Origin of the sequence: Micromonospora cremea (genome assembly GCF_900143515.1) — a bacterium.
In the GTDB taxonomy this organism is placed as follows: domain Bacteria; phylum Actinomycetota; class Actinomycetes; order Mycobacteriales; family Micromonosporaceae; genus Micromonospora; species Micromonospora cremea.
This window is the reverse complement of record NZ_FSQT01000002.1, coordinates 631,903-649,232: the sequence shown is the minus strand read 5'-3', so window position 1 is coordinate 649,232 and position 17,330 is coordinate 631,903. Positions and strand designations below refer to the sequence as shown.

The window sequence follows — 17,330 nt, the reverse complement described above, 5'->3', positions numbered from 1 at the left end:
GCCGACGCGCCGCTGATCGAAGCCCCCGCCGACACCGTCGCCGGTGAGGTCGTCCTGCGCCTCACCGACGTGGTCAAGACCTTCCCCGGGGTACGCGCCCTGGACGGCGTGCAGCTGGAGGTACGCGCCGGCGAGGTGCACTGCCTGCTCGGGCAGAACGGCGCCGGCAAGTCCACCCTGATCAAGGTGCTGGCCGGCGTGCACCAGCCGGACTCCGGCGAGGTCGAGTGGCGCGGCGAGCCGGTCAGCTTCGCCAATCCGCAGGCCGCCATGCGCGCCGGCATCGCGACCATCTACCAGGAACTCGACCTGGTCGAGGATCTCTCGGTGGCGGAGAACGCCTTCCTCGGCCACGAGCACCGCAGCTTCGGTTTCGTCCGGCGCGGCAAGATGGCCCGGCACACCCGGCAGATCCTCGGCCGGCTCGGCCACGGCGAGATCCCGCCCGGGCGGATGGTCCGCGCACTGCCGGCCGCCGGCAAGCAGATCGTCAGCATGGCACGGGCGCTGTCGCACGAGGCCCGGCTGATCATCATGGACGAGCCGAGCGCCGTGCTGGCCCACGACGAGGTCGGCAACCTGTTCCGGATCATCCGCGAGCTGACCGCACAGGGCATCGCGGTCATCTACATCTCCCATCGCCTGGAGGAGATCCGCGAGATCGGCGACCGGGTCACCGTACTCAAGGACGGCCGGACCACGGCGGCGAACCTGCCGGCGCGCGACACCCCGACCCGCGACCTGGTCAGCCGGATGACCGGCCGCACCATCGAGTACGTCTTCCCGGACCGGCCGACCGACGACACGGTCGGCGCCGAGCTGCTCCAGGTGGAGGGGCTGACCCGTCCCGGCGAGTTCGCCGACGTCTCGCTCGACGTCCGCGCCGGGGAGATCGTCGGCATCGCCGGACTGGTCGGCTCCGGCCGCTCGGAGTTGCTGGAGACCATCTACGGCGCCCGCGTCGCGGAGGCCGGCTCGGTCCGGATGGCCGGGCGGGTGCTGCGTCCGGGCAGTGTCGGCGCCGCGGTACGGGCCGGCATGGGGATGGCCCCCGAGGAACGCAAGAGCCAGGCGCTGCTGCTCGGTGAACCGATCTACCGCAACGTCACGCTGGCCACCTTCGGCCGGTACGCGCGGCTCGGCTTCACCGACGCCGCCAAGGAACGGGCCGAAGCGGACCGGATCGCCGAGAGCCTGGAGCTGCGGCCCCGGGATGTCGGACGGCCGGTGCGCACCCTCTCCGGCGGCAACCAGCAGAAGGTGGTGGTCGGGCGCTGGCTGCTCGGCGGCACCAAACTGCTGCTGCTCGACGAGCCCACCCGGGGCGTGGACGTGGGTGCCCGGGCTGAGCTCTACCAGGTCATCCGGGCGTTGGCCGCACAGGGCGTCGGGGTGCTGCTGGTCTCCAGCGAGGTGCCCGAGGTGCTCGGCCTGGCCGACCGGGTGCTGGTCATGCGGGAGGGTCGGGTCGTCCGCGAGGCCCCGGCCGGCGAACTCGACGAGAACACCGTGCTCGACCTCGTGATGGCGGGGTCCCTGATGGAAGGCGCACCGGCATGAGCGACGCGACTCCCACACCCACCGCGACACCGGAGCGCACGCAGCTTCCGGTGCAGTCGCCGCCGGTGGACCCGGCCGAGACGGCGGTGGCCGGCGACAAGGCGGCATCCAGGGGGCGGCTCTCCTGGTGGCGGGGTGACAACGGCGACGGTGTCAAGCGCAACCTCGGTCTGATCGGAGTGCTGGCCGCGCTCATCCTGGTCGGCGCGATCACCAAGCCCGACCTCTACGACGATCCCACCTGGGTCTGGAACAACATCCTGGCCATCCTCCAGCTCGCCTCGGTCGTCGGCGTGGTCACGGTGGGCATGACCTTCGTGATCATCGGCGGCGGCATCGACCTGTCGGTCGGAGCGATCGTCGCGCTGGCCGGCGTCTGGTGCACCACGGTGGCCACCCAGAGCTACGGCGCCGCCGGCATGATCTTCACCGCGATCGTGGTCGGCATCTGCGTGGGTCTGGTCAACGGCGTGCTCATCTCGTACGGGCGGCTGGTGCCCTTCATCGCGACGCTCGCGATGCTGGTGGCCGCTCGCGGGCTCGCGGCGTCGATCTCCAACAAGCAGACCCAGGTCTCGAGCAGCACGTTCATCAACGACATCGCGGCGCGCAAGGTGCTCGGGATTCCGATCCTGGTCTACATCCTCGGCGCGGTCGTGGTGGCCGGGTGGGTCCTGCTCAACCGGACGACCTTCGGGCGGCGGACCATCGCGGTCGGCGGCAACCCGGAGGCCGCGCGGCTGGCCGGCATCAACGTCCGCCGGCACACCATGCTGCTCTACGCGCTCTCCGGCCTCTGCTGCGGCATCGCCGCCATCATGCTCACCTCCCAGGCCACCTCGGCCCAGGCGGCGATGGCCAACCTCTACGAGCTGGACGCGATCGCCGCAGCGATCATCGGCGGGACGCTGCTCAGCGGTGGTCGGGGCACGATCGTCGGCTCGCTGCTCGGCGTGATCATCTTTGCCACGATCACCAACCTCTTCGCCATCAACGGCCTCTCCATCGAGGCACAGAACATGGTCAAGGGCGGCATCATCGTCGCCGCCGTCCTGGTCCAGCAGTTCCAGTTCAAGTCCTTCACTCGGCTCCTCGCGCGGAACAGGCTCACCACCACAACCTGACGCACCGCACGTTGTTCCTGGCGACGTCGAGACATTCGACAGTGGCCGGACCTCGCACACCCTCAACAACTCCATCCCGTTCCCAGGAGGTCGTCATGACCCAGCACAGTCGCGACCTGTCGCGTCGTCGCTTGCTTTTCGGTGGGGCCGCCGTCGGCGCTGCCACCCTGCTCACCGCCTGCACCAGTAACGAAACCCCCGCGGCCAGCACCCAGACCAAGGCCGCCGGAGACGGCGCCGGCAACAACGCCCCGGGCAAGAAGGTCGTCATCGGCTTCTCCGCCCCCGCCGCCGACCACGGCTGGATGGGCGCGATCCACGCCAACGCCAAGGCGCAGGCCGCCGCGTACTCGGACGTGGAGCTCAAGGAGGTCGACGGTGGGACGACCTCCGAGGCTCAGCGCTCGACCCTCGGCACGCTGATCGCCCAGAAGCCGGACATCATCGTCGTGCTGCCGCACGACGGCAAGGAGGTCAACGCGGTCGCCCTCCAGGCGATGCAGGCGGGCATCCCGATCGTCAACCTCGACCGGGTCTTCCCCGACGCGCTGGCCTCGCGGCTGGTCATCAAGGGCGACAACTACGGCATGGGCGTCTCCGCCGGGCACTTCATCGGCAAGCAGCTCAAGGACAAGGGCGTCGCCAACCCGATCATCGGTGAGATCGCCGGTCTGGAGATCCCGCTGACCGTCGAGCGCAGCGCGGGCTTCGCGGCGGCCCTGGCCACCTACGGGTTCGAGGTGAACAACCGCCGCTCGGCCGAGTTCACCTCGGACAGCGGCCAGCGCGAGGCGGCCCAGTTGCTCCAGGCGCTGCCGAAGATCGACGCGATCTGGAACCACGACGACGACCAGGGCATCGGCGTGCTCGCCGCCATCAAGCAGGCCAACCGCTCGGAGTTCTTCATGGTCGGCGGCGCGGGCTCGAAGCTCGCGATCGAGGCGATCAAGGCCGACAACAGCGTGCTCAAGGCGACGGTCACCTACAACCCGTCGATGGCCTCGTCGGCGATCTCGCTCGCCCGGCTCATCGCCCAGGGCCGGGGCCTGGGTGACCTCACGGAGCTGCAGGTGCCCAAGGAACTGACCCTCGCCTCGGAGACGATCACCAAGGAGAACGCGAGCAGCTACGAGAAGCTCGGGTTCTGACACACGGGGGGAGACCCACCTTGTCCACGACAGACAGAGAACTGCGGGTCGGCATGGTCGGCTACGCGTTCATGGGCGCCGCGCACTCGCAGGCGTGGCGGACCGTGAACCGCGTGTACGACCTGCCGGCGCGGGCCCGGATGGCGCTGATCTGCGGCCGGGACACCGGAAAGGTGGCGGACGCCGCCGACCGGCTCGGTTGGGACGCGTACACCACGGACTGGCGTGACCTGATCAGCCGGGACGACATCGACGTGGTCGACGTCTGCACCCCGGGTGACAGCCACGCCGAGATCGCACTCGCCGCGTTGGCCGCCGGCAAGCACGTGCTGTGTGAGAAGCCGTTGGCCAACACGGTGGCCGAGGCGCGGGCGATGACCGCCGCGGCGGACACCGCCCGGGCAGCCGGGGTGCGGTCGATGTGCGGGTTCAACTACCGCCGGGTTCCCGCGGTCACGATGATGCGCCAGCTGGTCGCCGACGGACGACTCGGGGTGATTCGACACGTCCGAGCGACGTACCTGCAGGACTGGATCGTGGACCCGCAGTTCCCGCTGGTGTGGCGGTTGCAGAAGGACAGGGCGGGCTCCGGTGCGCTCGGTGACATCGGCGCGCACATCATCGATCTGACCCAGTTCGTCACCGGCCAGCGGATCACCGGCGTCAGCGCGGTCACCGAGACCTTCGTCAAGGAGCGGCCGTTGCCGGCCGGGTCCAGCGGGTTGGCGGCCTCGGTGGACGGCAGCGGTTCGGTGGACGGCAACGCCCCGGCCACCGGTCCGGTCACCGTCGACGACGCCGCGGTCTTCGTGGCCCGGCTCGACGGTGGCGCCCTAGCCACGTACGAGGCGAGCAGGTTCGCCACCGGTCGCAAGAACGCCCTGCGTGTCGAGATCAACGGCTCGCTGGGCAGTGTGGTCTTCGACCTGGAACGCCTCAACGAACTGGAGTTCTACGACGCCACCCGGCCCAGCGTGGAACAGGGTTTCAGCCGCATCCTGGTGACCGAGGGCGAGCACCCGTACATGTCGGCGTGGTGGCCGCCCGGCCACATCATCGGCTACGAGCACTCCTTCACCCACCAGATGCGCGACTTCATCGAGGCGGTCGCCACCGGCGCCGACCCGGCTCCCTCCTTCGCCGACGCGTTGCAGGTCCAGCTCGTGCTGGACGCGGTGACCCGTTCGGCGGAGATCGGCTCCTCCTGGACCGAGGTGCAACCGGCGCTGGCCGCGGTGGCTGTCTGACCTCTGACCATCCGCGATGGTGGTGTTCGCGCCGCCATCGCCCGACCGGCTTTCCGGAGCCGACCGGCGAGGGACCGGCCGCGGTTTGCGCCCCGCGGCCGGGACGAGGTCGGCACCGGAGGGCGTGCAGCCGGGCCGTACGGCCCGGTAGCGCACGAGCAGGACGGTCGTCCGGTGCGACCGGACCGGGATTCCCCGGCCGCACCGGAGGACCGCCACCACCCTCGGCGATCCGGAGGACCCGATGGCACCGCCCGCCGCTGCCCCCACCCGTACCGCTTCCGCTCGCCGACGTCCGGCGGGCCGCACACCGGTCGACGATCCGCTGGGCACGGCGGCCTGAGACGTCCGGTCGGGGCGCGCCAACGCCCCGGCTGGCCGGATGCGGGGGAGGCAGGGTCGAGACGCCGACCGACCCTGCCTACCAGCCCCGTCTGCCCGCACCCGTGCCGGGAGCCGGTCCGGCGTCGTCGCCGCCGACGCCGATGTCGGAGTCCGGTGCCATCCCGTGCGGGGCGGGCGGGCGGGGCCCATCCACCAAGGGCGTATCTTTTCGAGTAATATTCTGATATTCCTATATTTAGTTACACCGACGGTTCCTCCTGGACGGGAAGGAGCACCATGCGAACGGGTGTCTGGTTGGTGGGCGCGCGCGGTTCCGTCGCGACCACCAGCATCGTCGGAGGGCTCGCGCTGCGGGCCGGCCTGGCCGGGCCGACCGGCTGCGTCACCGAGCTGCCGGAGCTACGCGGCCCCGCCCTGCCGTCCTTCGCCGATCTGGTCTTCGGCGGGCACGACGTGGCCACCACCCCGCTGTGCAAGCGGGCCGAGGCACTGGCCGACAGCGGCGTCATCCCCGGCCGGCTGGTCGCCGCGCTCCCCGACGAGCTGGCCGCCGTCGAGCAGGAGCTGCGCCCCGCGCCGGTCGGCGCCACCCAGGCCGACCGGGCCGCCGCCGTGGTCCGCGACCTCACCGCCTTCCGTGAGCGGCACGCGCTGGACCGGGTGGTGGTCGTCAACGTCTCCGCCACCGAACCGGCCCCCGCACCGCATCCCGGGCACGCCGATCCGGACGCGCTGCGCGCCGCCCTCACCGGCCCCGACGAGGTGCTGCCGTCCAGCTCCCTGTACGCGTACTCGGCGCTGCTGGCCGGCTGCCCGTACGTCGACTTCACCCCGTCCACCGGGCTGCGGCTGCCGGCGCTGACCGCGCTGGCCGAGCAGGTCCGGCTGCCGTACGCCGGGCACGACGGCAAGACCGGGGAGACCCTGGTCAAGTCGGTGCTCGCGCCGATGTTCGCGATGCGGAACCTGGCCGTGCGTTCCTGGTCCGGGGTCAACCTGCTGGGCGGTGGCGACGGCGCCACCCTCGCCGACCCGGCCGCCAACGCGGCCAAGGTGCAGAGCAAGCAGCGGGTGCTCGGCGAGACGCTGGGCTACCTGCCGCAGGGCGGCACCCGGATCGAGTACGTCGAGGAGCTGGGCGACTTCAAGACCGCCTGGGATCTGATCACCTTCGCCGGCTTCCTCGGCACCGGGATGCGGATGGAGTTCACCTGGCACGGCTGCGACTCCGCGCTGGCCGCGCCGCTGGTGCTCGACCTGGCCCGGCTCACCGCCGCCGCGCACGCCGCCGGTCACGTCGGGCCGCTGGCCGAGCTGGGCTTCTTCTTCAAGGACCCGCTCGGCGCGCCCACCCACTCGCTGGCCGAGCAGTGGGCCCGGCTGGTCGACTTCACCCGTCAGCTGCACGCCGGTCGGGACGGTTCTGATGACAACGTTGGCTGACCTCGCCGAGCTGGTCCGGGCGCCGGCCGCGCTCTCGGTCCCCGGGGACGTGGTCGCCGGCGCCGCGGCGGCCGGCGCGCTGAGCCGGCGTACCCCCGCCCTGGCCGGCGCCTCGGTGCTGCTCTACTGGGCCGGCATGGCCGCCAACGACTGGGCCGACCGGCGGCTGGACGCCGTCGAGCGGCCCGAGCGGCCCATCCCCAGCGGCCGCGTCACTCCGGCCGCCGCGGTTGGTCTCGCGGCCGGCCTCACCGCCGCCGGCCTGGGCCTGGCCGTCGCCGTGGGCGGTCGCCGCGCCGCCGCGCTCGCCGTGCCGCTGGCGGCCAGCATCTGGGGGTACGACCTGCTGGCCAAGAACACGGCCGCCGGGCCCGCCGTGATGGCCGCCTGCCGCGGGCTGGACGTGCTGCTCGGCGCGTCCGGCGGTCGGCTGACCCGGGCGCTGCCGGCGGCGGCGACCGTCGCCGCGCACACCTGGACGGTCACCGCGCTGTCCCGCCGCGAGGTCACCGGCGCCGACGCGGCCCTGCCACTGCGCACGCTGGCCGGCACCGCACTGGTCGCGGCCAGCGCCGCCGTCGCAGCCCCCGGCGCCGCCGCCCGGCGCGCCGGGCGGAGCCCGGCCGACGACCGGGCCGGTGTGGGCGGCGGCCGGGCCCGGTCGCTCGGGCTCGCCGCCGCGCTGCCCGCGATACTGTCCGGCTGGTACGCCGCCCGCTACGGCGCGGCACAGGCCCAGGTGGTCCGGGACCCGTCGGCCGGGCGGGTACGCGCCGCGGTCGGCGCCGGGATCACCGGACTGCCCGCCCTGCAGGGAGCGCTCACCGCGCGCGGCGGAGCCGGCCTGCTCGGGCTGGCCGTCGCGGCGGCGGCGCCGCTGGGCCGGCGGCTGGCCCGGAAGGTCTCCCCGACATGACCGCCCCCCAGCCCCGCGCCGCACCGCCGGTCGCCGACCCACGGACGCTGCGCCTCGGGTACGGCACCAACGGCTTCGCCAACCACCGGCTCGATGACGCGCTCGCGGTCCTCGCCGACCTCGGCTACGTCGGGGTGGCGCTCACGCTCGACCACGACCACCTCGACCCGTTCGCCCCCGGTCTGTCCCGCCGGATCGCGGTGGTGGGCCGGCGGCTGAGCGCGCTGGGCCTCGCGGTGGTGATCGAGACCGGAGCCCGCTACCTGCTCGACCCGTGGCACAAGCACGCACCGACGCTGCTGCACGACGACCCGACCCGGCGGATCGAGTTCCTGCGCCGGGCCGTCCGGATCGGCGCCGACCTGGGCGCGGAGGCGGTCTCCTTCTGGGCTGGCGTCCGCCCCGACGCCGTGCCGGCGCAGACCGCCTGGGACCGGCTGGTGGCCGGCTGCGCCACCGTGGTCGACGCCGCCGACGCCGCCGGTGTCACCCTCGGCTTCGAACCGGAGCCGGGGATGCTGGTCGAGGACATCGCCGGCTGGCGCCGGTTGCGCGCGGCGCTCGGAGACCCCGGCCGCTTCGGCATCACCCTCGACATCGGGCACTGCCGCTGCCTGGAGCCGTGGCCGGTGCCGCAGTGCGTCGCCGAGGTGGCCGGGCACCTGGTCAACGTGCAGATCGACGACATGCGCCGGGGCGTGCACGAGCACCTGGAGTTCGGCTCCGGCGAGATCGACTTCCCGCCGGTGCTGGCGGCCCTGGCGCAGGCCGGCTACCGCGGGCTGGTCGCCGTCGAGCTGCCCCGGGACTCGCATGCCGCGCCCGCCGTGGCCGCCCGGTCGATCGAGTTCCTGCGCGCCGCCGTCGCGACGGCGGCGGCCCGGAGCACCACCGCGATCACGACGGCGACTGACCGGCGCAGCGCGCACGAGGTGCCCCGAGACGCCCTTTGCCCTGCTTCAACGGACGCAACAGCGGCCGTCCGATATCCGGACAGTGGCCGTCGCGTGGAGTGAAGCAGAGCAAAGGGCGCGCCTGGGGTGCCTGCGGAGCAGCACGAGGGAGGAGACGGGATGACACCGGATTCACTACGGGCCGCGCTGCGGGGCGTACCCGATCCCGGCTGGCTGGACACGGCGCTGCGCCGGGTCGCGGCAGAGCCCGGCGCGATCGCCCGGCTCTTCCCGGCCGCCGGCCGGCGCTGCGGCCGGGCCGCACTGCCCGACGCACCGGGCTGGACGGCCGACGACGCGGCCCGGGTGCTGCTGCTCACCGCGCTGCCCGCTGACCACGCCGAGCACGCCGGCACGCTCTACCGGCACGGCGACGCGGCCGAGCGGCGGGCGGTGCTGCGAGCCCTGCCGCTGCTGCCGATCGGGGCCGCCGGGGTGCCGTTGCTGCACGACGCGATCCGGACCAACGACACCCGACTGGTCGCCGCCGCGCTCGGCCCGTACGCCCGGCACCTCGACCCGGCGGCGTGGCGGCAGGCGGTGCTCAAGTGCGTGTTCTCCGGCGTGCCGCTGGCCGCTGTGGCCGACCTGGACGCCCGCGCCGACGGTGAGCTGGCCGCGATGCTGGCCGCGCTGGCCGCCGAGCGGCACGCCGCCGGCCGGGAGCTGCCCGCCGACGCCACCGACCTGCTCGACCGGCTCACCGCGCACAGCGGAGGAACCGGCACCGTCGACCGTCCCACCCCCACGGAGGCGTGATGCGCATCTTCGACCCGCACATCCACATGACCTCACGCACCACCGACGACTACGAACGGATGGCCGCCGCCGGCGTCCGGGCCGTGGTGGAGCCTGCGTTCTGGCTGGGCCAGCCCCGCACCAGCGCCGCCTCGTTCGCCGACTACTTCGACTCCCTGATCGGCTGGGAGCCGTTCCGGGCCGGGCAGTTCGGGGTGCGGCACCACGCCACCGTGGCGCTGAACCCCAAGGAGGCGAACGACGCCCGCTGCCGGCCGGTGCTCGACCTGCTGCCGCGCTACCTGGACAAGGACGCGGTGGTCGCGGTCGGCGAGATCGGGTACGACTCGATGACACCGGAGGAGGACGAGGCGTTCGCCGCACAGCTCGCGCTGGCCGTGGCGTACGACCTGCCGGCGCTGGTGCACACCCCGCACCGGGACAAGGCCCGCGGTGTCGAGCGCACCCTCGCCGTGGTCACCGAATCCGGCATCGACCCGGGCCGGGTGGTCGTCGACCACCTCAACGAGGTGACCGTCAAGCTGGTCCGGGACACCGGCTGCTGGCTGGGGTTCTCCATCTACCCGGACACCAAGATGTCACCGCCACGCATGGTGGAGCTGCTGCGGGAGTACGGGACGGAACGGATGCTGGTCAACTCGGCCGCCGACTGGGGGCGCTCGGACCCGCTGCTGACCCGCGCCACCGGCGAGGCGATGCTGCTGGCCGGATTCACCGACGACGACGTCGACCAGGTGCTGTGGCGCAACCCGGTGCAGTTCTACGGGCAGTCCGGCCGGCTCGACCTGACCGACCTGGAACTCGCGGCCGTCGACCCGGAGACCGGCAACTCGATCCTGCGTGGCGGCAGCTGATGCGGCTGCGGCACGCCGGCGGCGACACCGTGCACCTCGGCTACTGCACCAACGTGCACCCCGCCGAGGATCTCGCCGGCATCCTCGCCCAACTGGACACCTACGCCGTGCCGGTACGCGCGGCGCTCGGCAGCGACCTGCTCGGGCTCGGCCTGTGGCTGGCCGCCCCGGTCGCCGCCGAACTGGCCGCCGACCCGGCGCTGCGCCGCCGGCTGCGCACCGAACTGGACGCGCGTGGCCTGGAGGTGGTCACCCTCAACGGCTTCCCGTACGCCGCCTTCCAGGCACCGGTGGTCAAGCATGAGGTCTACCGGCCGGACTGGACCACCGAGCAGCGACTGACGTACACCCTGAACCTGGCCCGGGTGCTCGCCGACCTGCTGCCCGACGACGCCGCCCGGGGCTCGATCTCCACCCTGCCGCTGGCCTGGCGCCAACCGTGGGACACCGATCGGGCCGACGCGGCCCGCCGCCGGCTGGACCAGCTCGCGGCCGGCCTGGCCGCGGTCCAGCGGGACACCGGCCGCCAGGTGCGGGTCGCCTTCGAGCCGGAGCCCGGCTGCGTGGTGGAGAGCACCGGTCAGGCCGCCGCGCTGCTGTCCGGGATGGACACCGAGCGGCTGGGCGTCTGCCTCGACCTGGCCCACCTGGCCTGTGCCTGGGAGGAGCCGGCGGTGGCGCTGGACCGGCTGCGGGCGGCCGGCCTGCCGGTGGTCAAGGTGCAGGTCTCCGCCGCCGTCGAGGCGGCCGACCCGGCCGGCGGCGCCGAAGCGCTGCGCCGGTGGGTGGAGCCGCGCTTCCTGCACCAGACCCGGGGTGCCGGCTGCGCCGGCGGGGCCGACCCGGCCGACCCGGCGTACGCCGCCGACGACCTCGACGAGGCGCTCGACGCGGCGCTGCCCGGGCCGTGGCGGGTGCACTACCACGTGCCGCTGCACGCCCCACCCGAGGAACCACTCGGGTCCACCCTGCCGGTGCTGCGCGCCGCGCTGGCCGCGCTCTACGCCGGCCCCGCCGCCGGCTGCGACCACCTCGACGTGGAGACGTACACCTGGGGGGTGCTGCCGGCCGCGCGGCGGCCGGGCACCGACGCGGAGCTGGCCGCCGGCATCGCCGCCGAGCTGGCCTTCGCCCGCGACGAGCTGGTCGGTCTGGGCCTGACCCCGGAGCTGACCACGACGGCCACGGCGGGGGTGTCGCGATGAGCCGGCGACTCGTGGTGCTCGACGTGGTCGGGTTGACCCCGCGGCTGCTGGCGCACATGCCCCGGCTGCGGGGGGTCGCCGACGGCGGCTTCCGGGCCGAGCTCGGCACCGTGCTGCCCGCGGTGACCTGCTCGGTGCAGTCCACCTTCCTCACCGGCGAGCCGCCGAGCGGACACGGGATCGTCGGCAACGGCTGGTACTTCCGGGAGCTGGGTGAGGTGCTGCTGTGGCGGCAGCACAACGCGCTGGTCGGCGGGGAGAAGCTCTGGCAGGCGGCCCGCCGGGCCGAGCCCGGCTACACCGTCGCCAACGTCTGCTGGTGGTACGCGATGGGCGCGGACGTCGACTGGACGGTCACTCCACGGCCCGTGTACTACGCCGACGGGCGCAAGGAGCCGGACTGCTACACCGACCCGCCGGAGCTGCACGACGCGCTCACCGGGCGGCTGGGCACCTTCCCGCTGTTCACCTACTGGGGGCCGACAGCCGGGCTGCCCTCGTCGCGGTGGATCTGCCAGGCGGCCGAGCAGATCCTGGCCGCCGTGTCGCCCGACCTGACCCTGGTCTACGTCCCGCACCTGGACTACGACCTGCAACGGTACGGCCCGTCCTCCGCCCAGGCGGCGGCCGCGGCGGCCGAACTCGACACGGTGCTCGGGCCGCTCCTGGACGCCGCCCGGGCCCGCGACGCCACCGTCGTGGTGCTCTCCGAGTACGGCATCACCGACGTGTCCCGGCCGGTGGACGTCAACCGGCTGTTGCGCGCCGAGGGGCTGCTGCGGGTGCACACCCAGGCCGGCATGGAGTACCTCGACCCGTGGACGTCCCGGGCGTTCGCGGTCGCCGACCACCAGATCGCGCACGTCTACGTGCGGGACCCGGCCGACGTGCCGACGGTGGCGAAGCTCTGCGCCGGGCTGCCCGGAGTGGCCGAGGTGCTCGACGCCGAGGGCAAGGCCGCGCACGGGCTGGATCATCCGCGCGCCGGTGAGCTGGTGCTGGTGGCCGAGCCGGACGCCTGGTTCACCTACTACTACTGGCTGGACGACGCCCGCGCACCGGACTTCGCCCGGCTGGTGGAGATTCACCGGAAGCCGGGCTACGACCCGGCCGAGCTGTTCTTCGATCCGGCCGCGCCGGGTGCGGCGAAGCGTCGGGCGGGCATCGCGCTGGCCCGCAAGAAGCTGGGCATGCGTTACCTGATGAGCGCGGTCGGCCTGGACGCCGGGGCGCGGGCGGTACGCGGGTCGCACGGTCGGCTGCCGGACGACCCGGCGGACGCCCCGGTGCTGCTCTGTTCCGACCCGGCCGCCGCCCGGGAGCGGATCGCGGCCACCGAGGTGAAGGCACTGCTGCTGGAGCTGGCCGGGCTGATTCCCGGCGGTGGCGCCGAGGCGGACCGGTCGAGGGAGGGTTCATGACCGTCACCGTCACGCCCACCGACGCGAGCGGGCTGCGGGCGCGTTTCGACGCGGAGCTGGCCGGGTTCCTGGACCGGCAGGGCCCGGACTGGCCGGACGGCGCGCCACGCGGAGTGTTCACCGCGCTGTACCGGTTCGTGCTGGCCGGCGGGAAGCGGCTGCGCCCGCTCTTCTGCTACTGGGGCTGGCGCGGTGCCGGGGCGCCCGACGGCACCCCGATCGTGGTGGCCGCGGCGGCACTGGAGCTGTTCCACGCGTTCGCCTTGATCCACGACGACATCCTGGACGGCAGCGACCGCCGCCGGGGCGAGCCGTCGGTGCACCGGCTCTTCGCCGACCTGCACGCACGTTCGTCCTGGCGCGGCGACCCCGAGGCGTACGGACGCAACACGGCGCTGCTCTGCGGGGATCTCTGCGCGGCCTGGTCGGACCAGATGTTCCACGAGTGCGGCCTGAGTACCGAGCAGGTGCACCGGGGGTACGGGGTGTTCGCGTTGATGCGTACCGAGGTGATCGCGGGGGAGTACCTGGACCTGGTGTCCGGGGTGGGCGACGGCTCGGTGGCCAGCGCGCTCACCGTGATCCGGATGAAGGCCGCCCGGTACACGGTGACCCGGCCGCTGCAGATCGGCGCGGCTCTGGCCGGCGCGGGGCCGGAGCTGATCGCCGCGCTGGGCGAGTTCGGTGACCCGCTGGGCGACGCGTTCCAGCTCCGCGACGACGTGCTGGGCGTCTTCGGCGACCCGGCGGTCACCGGCAAGTCGGTCCTGGACGACCTGCGGGAGGGCAAGCCGACGGTGATGATGGCGCTGGCCCGTAGCGCCGCCGACCGGCCGCAGACCGCCCGGCTGCGCGAGCTGTTCGGCAATCCGGCGCTGGACGCCGACGGCGCGGCGGAGCTGCGCGGGATCATCGAGGCGACCGGTGCTCGGGAGCGGATCGAGCAGATGATCCGGGTCCGGACCGAGGCCGCGCTGGCCGCGCTGGAGAGCGCCGCGGTGGCCGAGGAGGCCCGCGCTGCGTTGGTCGCGCTGGCCGCGCAGGCGATCGACCGCCGCGCCTGACCCGCCGGCGCTCGCCGGACACGTTCCCCGGACATCCCTGCGGCGTCTGGGAAACGGCGCTGCCTGCCGACTTTCGATCGGATCGACGAAAGTTCACGGCGATCCGCCGGAAGGTATAGACACATCGACACTCCACGATTTAGTGTCGTGGCCAACACGACAATGTTTCGTCGAGGTGAACCGGCGGCGCGGTAACCCATCGACTGGTGACCTCCGAGCACGTGGCCCCCACCACCTCGGTGGTCACGGCCGGCCGGGACGCACCCGGTGGGCCGACCGCATCCCCACCACCGCTACGGCACCCGGCGCGACGGCGCGCGCCCGGCCTGGCAGTCATTCGTCAGGAAGGGACAGCACACCAATGTCCATAAAGGACGCTTCCACTCACCGGTCCCGACGATGGTTCTCCGCCGGATCGGCACTGCTCCTGGTGGCCGCGGCCGGCACGGTCGCGCTCGGCGTCGGCCCGGCCGCGCTCGGTGGCCCGACCCCCGCCCAGGCCCACCCCATCAACGCCACGGACTTTCAGCAGGTCGAGCTGGCCCGCGGCGTGGCCGACATGGGTGAACCGATGTCGTTGGCCGTGCTGCCGGACCGCTCGGTCCTGCACACCGCCCGCAACGGCACCCTGCGCCGCACCGACGCCAACGGCACCACCTCGGTGATCGGCACCCTGCCGGTCTACACCCACGACGAGGAGGGCCTGCAGGGCGTCGGGGTCGACCCCAACTTCGCCAGCAACCGGCAGATCTTCCTCTACTACGCCCCGCCGCTCTCCACCCCCGGCGGCGACGCGCCCGCCACCGGCACCAACTTCTCGGCCTGGCAGGGCGTCAACCGGCTCTCCCGGTTCACCCTCAACGCCGACTTCACCATCAACCAGGCCAGCAAGGTCGACGTGCTCGACGTGCCGGCCGATCGCGGCCTGTGCTGCCACGTCGGCGGAGACATCGACTTCGACGCCGCCGGCAACCTCTACCTGTCCACCGGGGACGACACCAACCCGTTCGACTCCGCTGGATACGCGCCCCTGGACGAGCGGACCAACCGCAACCCGGGGTACGACGCGCAGCGCAGCGCCGGCAACACCAACGACCTGCGCGGCAAGATCCTGCGGATCAAGGTGAACGCGAACGGCACGTACTCCATCCCGGCGGGCAACCTGTTCGCGCCCGGCACGGCCAGGACCCGGCCGGAGATCTACGCGATGGGCTTCCGCAACCCGTTCCGGATCAGCGTGGACAAGGCCACCGGCGTCGTCTACGTCGGTGACTACGGGCCGGACGCCGGCTCGACCAGCGCCACCCGCGGGCCGTCCGGCCAGGTGGAGTTCAACCGGGTCCCATCGGCCGGCAACTACGGCTGGCCGTACTGCACCGGCACCAACACCAGCACCGAGACGTACAACGAGTGGGACTTCGCCACCAACACTGGCGGAGCGAAGTACAACTGCACCGGCGGGCCGACCAACAACTCGTTCCGCAACACCGGCCTGGGCACCCTGCCGGCGGCCAAGCCGGCCTGGATCCGGTACGCCGGCGACGCCGGCACCCCGCCCGAGTTCGGCGGCGGCTCCGAGTCACCGATGGGCGGCCCGGTCTACCGGTACAACGCCTCGTCCACCTCGACGACGAAGTTCCCGCAGTCGTTCGACGGGCAGTTCTTCGCCACCGAGTTCGGCCGCGGCTGGATCAAGCCGATCCACGTCAACGCGGACGGCTCCCGAGGCGTCATCGACACCTTCCCGTGGGTGGGCAAGCAGGTGATGGACTCGGCGTTCGGCCCGGACGGCGCGTACTACGTGCTCGACTACGGCACCGGCTACTTCAACGGCGACGCCAACTCCGCGCTCTACCGCTTCGACTACGTCGGCGGCGGCAACCGGGCACCCAACGCCTCGGCCAGCGCGAACCGGACCTCCGGCGCCGCACCGCTGGCGGTGACGTTCTCCTCGGCCGGCTCGTCCGACCCGGAGGGCGGCGCGCTGACGTACTCGTGGAACTTCGGTGACGGCACCAGTTCCACGGCAGCCAACCCGTCCAAGACTTACACCGCCAACGGCACCTACACCGCGACGTTGACCGTGCGGGACCCGCAGGGCGCCACCGGCACCGCCAGCGTGGTGATCAACGTTGGCAACACCGCGCCCACCGTGACCATCAACAGCCCCGGCAACGGGCAGCTGTTCAGCTTCGGCGACACGGTGCCGTTCAGCATCACCGTGACCGACCCGGAGGACGGCACGATCGACTGCACGAAGGTCAAGATGACCTACGTCCTCGGGCACGACCAGCACGGGCACCAGATCACCTCGAAGACCGGCTGCTCCGGATCGATCACCATCCCGGTCGACGGTGAGCACGACGACGCGGCGAACATCTTCGCCATCTTCGACGCCGAGTACACCGACGCGGGTGGGCTGACCACGCACACGCAGCACACGCTGCCGCCGCGGCACCGGCAGGCCGAGTTCTTCGGCACCTCGTCCGGGATCAACGTGTTCAGCAAGACCCCGGCCGAGGGTGGCAAGACCGTCGGTGACATCAACAACGGTGACTGGATCGCGTTCCAGCCGTACCGGCTGGGCAACGTGACCTCGTTCAGCGCCCGGGTCTCCTCGGCGGGTGCCGGCGGCACTCTCCAGGTCCGGGCCGGCTCCGCCACCGGCACGGTGCTCGGTTCGGCCACGGTCCCGGTCACCGGAGGCTGGGAAACCTTCACCACGGTGACGGGGGCGATCACCAACCCGCCGACCGGCACCACGACGCTCTACCTGACCTTCGCCGGGTCGGGCACCGGCGCGCTCTACGACCTGGACGCGTTCACCTTCGTCACCGGTACGCCGCCCGCCGGCGGGGCTGGGCCGATCAAGGGTCTGGGCGGCAAGTGCCTGGACGTGCGCAACGCCGCCACCGCCGACGGTACGCAGATCCAGATCTACACCTGCAACGGCAGTACAGCGCAGACCTGGACGGTCACGCCGAACTCCACGATCAGGGCGTTGGGCAAGTGCCTCGACGTCTCGGGTGGCGGGTCGGCCGACGGCACCAAGATCCAGCTCTGGACCTGCAACGGGACCGGGGCGCAGAACTGGGCCGCGCAGGCCGACGGCACGGTGCGTAACGCGCAGTCCGGCAAGTGCCTCGACGTCTCCGGAAACAACTCGGCGGACAGCACCGTCGTGCACCTCTGGACCTGCACCGCCGCCGCGAACCAGAAGTGGATCCTGCCCTGATCTGAAAGGAAGGGCCCCTTGTCAACGCCTAGTGTTGTACAAGGGGCCCCTCCTAA

General features: G+C 72.7%; 13 protein-coding genes. All 13 read left to right on the top strand.

What is annotated here, in order from left to right:
• Positions 1-15 precede the first annotated feature (15 nt).
• The 13 genes from BUS84_RS16265 to BUS84_RS16205 all read left to right on the top strand — a co-directional run bounded on the left by BUS84_RS16265 (position 16) and on the right by BUS84_RS16205 (position 17,274).
• Positions 16-1,560, top strand: a complete 1,545-nt coding sequence (locus BUS84_RS16265) for a sugar ABC transporter ATP-binding protein (protein WP_208869856.1) — start codon at positions 16-18, stop codon at positions 1,558-1,560.
• Positions 1,557-2,684, top strand: a complete 1,128-nt coding sequence (locus BUS84_RS16260; RefSeq protein ID WP_074313524.1) for an ABC transporter permease — start codon at positions 1,557-1,559, stop codon at positions 2,682-2,684. Before BUS84_RS16265 ends, BUS84_RS16260 begins: the two co-directional genes overlap by 4 nt.
• A gap of 95 nt (positions 2,685-2,779) precedes the next feature.
• Entirely contained in the window at positions 2,780-3,832 is a 1,053-nt protein-coding gene (locus BUS84_RS16255) for a substrate-binding domain-containing protein (RefSeq protein WP_074313522.1), read from the top strand.
• A 53-nt stretch (positions 3,833-3,885) separates the two neighbouring features.
• A complete protein-coding gene (locus BUS84_RS16250) occupies positions 3,886-5,079 on the top strand; it encodes a Gfo/Idh/MocA family protein (RefSeq protein ID WP_425293487.1) in 1,194 nt (397 codons plus the stop codon).
• Between the two features lie 621 nt (positions 5,080-5,700).
• Positions 5,701-6,867 (top strand): inositol-3-phosphate synthase, encoded by a 1,167-nt coding sequence (locus BUS84_RS16245; protein WP_074313518.1) that lies wholly within the window; start codon positions 5,701-5,703, stop codon positions 6,865-6,867.
• The gene (locus tag BUS84_RS16240) at positions 6,851-7,783 is read left to right on the top strand and encodes an SCO3242 family prenyltransferase (RefSeq protein ID WP_074313516.1); all 933 of its coding nucleotides are present in this window, start codon (positions 6,851-6,853) and stop codon (positions 7,781-7,783) included. The genes BUS84_RS16245 and BUS84_RS16240 overlap by 17 nt, the downstream gene beginning before the upstream one ends.
• Positions 7,780-8,799 (top strand): sugar phosphate isomerase/epimerase family protein, encoded by a 1,020-nt coding sequence (locus BUS84_RS16235; protein ID WP_074313513.1) that lies wholly within the window; start codon positions 7,780-7,782, stop codon positions 8,797-8,799. The genes BUS84_RS16240 and BUS84_RS16235 overlap by 4 nt, the downstream gene beginning before the upstream one ends.
• A 57-nt stretch (positions 8,800-8,856) precedes the next feature.
• Complete coding sequence (locus BUS84_RS16230; RefSeq protein WP_074313511.1) at positions 8,857-9,495, top strand: EboA domain-containing protein; 639 nt, start codon at positions 8,857-8,859, stop codon at positions 9,493-9,495.
• Positions 9,495-10,349, top strand: coding sequence for a TatD family hydrolase (locus BUS84_RS16225; protein ID WP_074313509.1), 855 nt, complete (start codon positions 9,495-9,497; stop codon positions 10,347-10,349). The genes BUS84_RS16230 and BUS84_RS16225 overlap by 1 nt, the downstream gene beginning before the upstream one ends.
• Positions 10,349-11,554: a metabolite traffic protein EboE gene (eboE, locus tag BUS84_RS16220; protein WP_074313507.1), complete on the top strand. Its 1,206-nt coding sequence runs from the start codon at positions 10,349-10,351 to the stop codon at positions 11,552-11,554. Before BUS84_RS16225 ends, eboE begins: the two co-directional genes overlap by 1 nt.
• Positions 11,551-12,975 carry an alkaline phosphatase family protein gene (locus BUS84_RS16215; RefSeq protein ID WP_074313505.1) on the top strand — a complete coding sequence of 475 codons (1,425 nt, stop codon included), beginning with the start codon at positions 11,551-11,553 and terminating at the stop codon, positions 12,973-12,975. Before eboE ends, BUS84_RS16215 begins: the two co-directional genes overlap by 4 nt.
• A complete protein-coding gene (locus BUS84_RS16210) occupies positions 12,972-14,039 on the top strand; it encodes a polyprenyl synthetase family protein (protein ID WP_074313503.1) in 1,068 nt (355 codons plus the stop codon). The genes BUS84_RS16215 and BUS84_RS16210 overlap by 4 nt, the downstream gene beginning before the upstream one ends.
• Positions 14,040-14,400: 361 nt before the next feature.
• A complete protein-coding gene (locus BUS84_RS16205) occupies positions 14,401-17,274 on the top strand; it encodes a PQQ-dependent sugar dehydrogenase (protein ID WP_074313501.1) in 2,874 nt (957 codons plus the stop codon).
• The last annotated feature ends 56 nt before the right edge of the window (positions 17,275-17,330 follow it).